4 protein-coding genes are annotated in these 4,568 nt (G+C 43.5%); 1 reads left to right on the top strand and 3 read right to left on the bottom strand.

What is annotated here, in order from left to right; translation table 11 throughout:
- Nucleotides 1–473: 473 nt before the first annotated feature.
- The gene (gene tyrS, locus F988_RS14135; RefSeq protein ID WP_010589559.1) at nt 474–1,706 is read right to left on the bottom strand and encodes a tyrosine--tRNA ligase; all 1,233 of its coding nucleotides are present in this window, start codon (nt 1,704–1,706) and stop codon (nt 474–476) included.
- Between the two features lie 61 nt (nt 1,707–1,767).
- Between tyrS and F988_RS14130 the strand changes: the two genes are divergently transcribed.
- Nucleotides 1,768–2,901, top strand: coding sequence for an anhydro-N-acetylmuramic acid kinase (locus F988_RS14130; protein ID WP_004683907.1), 1,134 nt, complete (start codon nt 1,768–1,770; stop codon nt 2,899–2,901).
- A 58-nt stretch (nt 2,902–2,959) separates the two neighbouring features.
- Here F988_RS14130 and erpA read toward each other — a convergent pair whose 3' ends face one another.
- Entirely contained in the window at nt 2,960–3,295 is a 336-nt protein-coding gene (gene erpA / locus F988_RS14125; protein WP_004675453.1) for an iron-sulfur cluster insertion protein ErpA, read from the bottom strand.
- A gap of 122 nt (nt 3,296–3,417) precedes the next feature.
- Complete coding sequence (locus tag F988_RS14120) at nt 3,418–4,425, bottom strand: putative solute-binding protein (protein WP_004683904.1); 1,008 nt, start codon at nt 4,423–4,425, stop codon at nt 3,418–3,420.
- Between the last annotated feature and the right edge of the window lie 143 nt (nt 4,426–4,568).

Raw genomic sequence — 4,568 nt, 5'->3', positions numbered from 1 at the left:
AAATCTTGGCTCATCAATTTTCTGACTAAAAATTCGCTCAAATAAACTTCGAGAAATTTCTACCATTCAATCAATGAAATATTTTCGATCGATCAATCAGTAAAAATCCACACAAGTTGTTCTTCTATTCTCTTAATGATCTTCTCAATGATTCGTCATCATCAAGCTAGGTCGGCTATGTTACCCTAAATCTCTTTAAAGTCAACAGGCAATTTAGATATTTTTAAAACTTATCAACTAACCCAAGAATCTAACTACCTTAGCCAAATCCTTGTTTATCAACAAGTTTTTATCTTTAACACCGCCGATGAGTGGGCATTCTACAGCATTTCAGAATGGATGCAACCCTGTTTTTTATTATTTTCTTTTGCATGTTTCTTTTTTCTACAAAACTGATGTTTTCGGCGTTTTTATCATCTATTTATGTATAAAAAGCAGGCTCATGGCCTGCTTTTTATTATTTTTATTTGGATTTAGTCAATGAAAGTCACTCGTGCAATGGCTTTTTTACCCGATTGAATGATTAAAGTGACATTCTCTTTTACAGAGAAGCTCATATCAACCACATTCCAGTCAACTTTAACCGCACCACGACCCACGGCATCTTTTGCAGCAGCTGCATTCGGATTTAAACCTGCGACGCGAAGAATGGTTGCAATGAACAATTCACCGCCAAACTCAGCACGGGAAATGGTCACTTCTGGTGTATCTTCAGGTACTTCGCCTTCTGTGACACGGTTACCCGCGCTCTTATGTGCATTTTCTGCGGCTTCTGCATCATGGAAACGCTCCACTAGCTCAAGTGCCAAAATACGCTTAATCTCCTGTGGATTACGTCCTGCCGCCATTTCATCTAGCAAGACTTTGATTTCATCAAGTGACTTAAAGCTCAGTAGATCAAAGTAACGTTCAATCAGGCTATCTGGCATAGACAGGATTTTTTGGTACATCGCGCCTGGGGTATCAAACACACCAATATAGTTGCCTAAAGACTTAGACATTTTATTGACACCATCCAAACCTTCAAGAATCGGTACGGTAATGCACACCTGTGATTCCTGACCGTAGCGGCCCTGTAAAGTACGTCCCATCAGCAGGTTAAAGGTTTGGTCTGTTCCACCTAACTCAACATCTGCTTCAAGCGCAATCGAGTCATAACCTTGTACCAATGGATAAAGGAACTCATGGATCGCAATCGGTTGGTGGTTGCTATAGCGCTTGGTAAAGTCATCACGCTCCATCATACGTGAAACAGTTTGCTGGCTTGCCAATTGAATCAGGTCCGCAGCTGACTTCTGGTTGAACCATTCTGAGTTAAAGACAACCTTGGTTTTATTTGGATCAAGAATTTTAAATACCTGTTCCTGATAGGTTTTGGCATTGGCTTCAACCTGTTCACGCGATAACGGCGGGCGCGTTGCACTCTTACCTGTTGGGTCGCCGATCATTGCGGTGTAGTCACCAATCAGGAAATAAACCTCATGTCCCAGATCCTGGAATGTTTTGAGTTTATTAATCAGGACCGTATGTCCCAAATGTAGGTCAGGAGCCGTTGGGTCAAAACCTGCTTTCACACGGAGGGGGCGATTTTCCTTGAGTTTTTTCAGTAAATCTTCTTCAGAAATAATTTCGTGCGTGCCTCGTTGAATGAGAGCAAGCTGTTCTTCGGCGGGCAAGAAATTTGACATCACAAAACCTAAACACATCAGTTATTCAATTTGTGCGATATACTAACATTTTTTCAGCGTGTTGCAGGGAGAAGTTGCGGTGAACGCAATCTATATTGGTGTAATGACAGGCACAAGCATGGATGGTGTGGATATTATCGCAGCTTCATTTGGGCCGCTCACGCTACACGCCACGCTGACTGTGCCTTTTGAACCTGAGCTACGTGATGAGCTGATGGCACTGACCTTGCCTGATGACAATGAAATTGACCGCATGGGCAAGGCGGATGTGGCGCTGGCGCAAATGATTGGTCAGGGTATCAATGAACTGATTGAAAAGAATAATTTAGACCGCACTCAAATTAAGGCGATTGGTTCACATGGGCAAACCATTCGCCACCGCCCTGAACATGGCTTTACCCTGCAAATTGGCGATCCCAACATCATCACTGAGATCACGCAACTTCCTGTCGTTTCTGATTTCCGTCGTCGTGATATGGCGGCAGGTGGACAGGGTGCGCCTTTGGTTCCCGCATTTCATCAGGCACTGTTTCAGCATAACAGTATCCATCGGGTGATTTTGAATCTGGGTGGCATTGCCAATGTCAGTATGTTGCCTGCCAATAACCTAAACGGCGTCTATGGTTTTGATACAGGTCCAGCCAATATCCTGATGGATGCATGGTGTCATCGTCATACGGGGCATCCATACGATGAAAATGGTGACTGGGCGGCCTATGGCAATCCCATTCGTTCTTTATTGGATCGTTTACAGAATCATGAATTTTTTGCCAAAGAGCCACCGAAAAGCACAGGTCGTGAAGATTTTAACCTCGAATGGCTGGATGAGCAGCTCAGCGATTGGCGCAATGATCTGGAATATGACGAACTGGAAGATACACCTGAGAATGTGCAGGCCACACTGATGAAACTGACAACACGGGCCATTAAGAAAGCGATTTACCGCAGCAAGGAGCTGATGCCTACAGGTGAAATCTATGTCTGCGGTGGCGGAGCCTACAACTCACATTTACTGGAACAGTTACGCTGGCGTTTACGCAAGCATAATTGGTCTGTACAAACCACTGATGCTTTAGGGCTGGCACCAACCTGGGTGGAGGCAACTGCTTTTGCATGGTTGGCCATGCGTTTTGTTCAGCAACTCACTGGCAATTTACCCACTGTGACAGGCGCGTCAGGTGATCGTATCCTGGGAACCATCACTGCTGTTTAAGGTTAAAGCAATAAAAAAGGCTTATCGAATTGAGAAGCCTTTTTATATTTATATTCTATTAAATCGAGAAAGATGAACCACAGCCACAGGTCGTGGTGGCATTCGGGTTTTGGACCACAAAACGAGAACCTTCCAATCCTTCAAGATAGTCAACCACTGAACCAACCAAGTATTGATAGCTCAGGGAATCAACCAACATTTTTACATCACCATTGCTGAATTCAGCATCATCTTCATTGACACTTTCAGCAAAATTAAAGCCATAGGAGAATCCAGAACACCCTCCACCTGTGACATAAACACGCAACATGAGATCGTTATTCCCCTCACTCTCGCGTAACTGGCGAACTTTTTTGGCAGCATTATCTGACAATTCAAGAGCTTGGGCGTTCATGATGATGTTCCTCAGACTTCAATATGTCTTTAAAAAAATAAAAGACCCGATATTTAGTATAGCATACCCAATATCGGGTCTGTATTTGAAGTTTAAAGGGAGTTTAAAGACTTTTTACAAGATTATTTATAGTTTTCATCTTGTAGCGCACACTCAAAGTTCTTGGCATCCTCACGACAGCGGAATTGCCATAACAATTTCATCATACGCTTGTCATAAATACCTTTTGCAGTCAGGTTGATACGCGCTTCACGCATCAGCTTTTGGTAGCCAGGCTTGTCAGCCGCAGGAACTTCCATCCAGTATTTTTGTGGAATATCCGCTTTCATCTTGCCAAGTATGCCAAAAGCACGTGGTAACTGTCCCTTGACCCATTCTCTTGATTTTTGACCAAAACCAGCAGGGAATTTCTCAGGATGAATAATCAGGTTACCCGTCACCTGCAAGATTGGGTAATTGACAATTGCACCCTTAGTACCCAGACCTTTGTGAAGTTCTAAAGGCTTAAATGCTGCTGCTGGCGCACCAATGATATCAACCTGACCATTGTTGAATTTCGCACCAAAGTTGGTGATGTCAGAACTAACCGCCTGGGCACCCACCTGAGAAGCCATAATTTTTTGCGCTTCATCATAGTCCAGAACAGCGATTTTCTTACCTGCCGCTTTGGCGACAGTATTGATATTACGGTCATTAACCAGCAGATAAGTATCCCCAATCGGAATCACGCCCACAACCTCATATTTGCCATTCACCATGGCCTTGGCAAATGCTGGGCTTGCCAATCCCTGCATCACTTTTACCGCAAGTTTTAGGTCTGTGATCGCACCAATCGCATCCAATGAGCCTGTAAACTGGTTAAACTGGCGACCACGCATGCCTGTGATACTAACCCCATCACATTTACCTGCCTTGAAATCTTCCGCTATCACCGCTTCATTGGTGCCTACTTTCAACTCAATGTCCGCACCCCAGGTTTTTGCGGCAAGCTGATAGTCTTTCATCAGTGCATAGACATCGCCACTTTTACCGACAATGTCAAATACACAAATGGTCTGTTTTGCCTGAGCGCCCGCAGATACCGCAGCAATAATACCTGTCGCCAGTAGGAGTGTTTTAAACCATTGCATCTTATTTTTTCCTTTACATCCATGGTGATTGTTGTTACATAACGTTCAACACTAAAAAGTGCGTTATATCTTTCCAATATCTTCAAATGAACAATAGATAGGACTTACGCATTGACGGATTCAAAAAAGTATTAAAATAGTTT

Source organism: Acinetobacter parvus DSM 16617 = CIP 108168 (assembly GCF_000368025.1).
Classification (GTDB): Bacteria; Pseudomonadota; Gammaproteobacteria; order Pseudomonadales; family Moraxellaceae; genus Acinetobacter; species Acinetobacter parvus.
The sequence above is the reverse complement of the archived record's forward strand: the minus strand, read 5'-3'. Positions and strand labels throughout refer to the sequence as shown.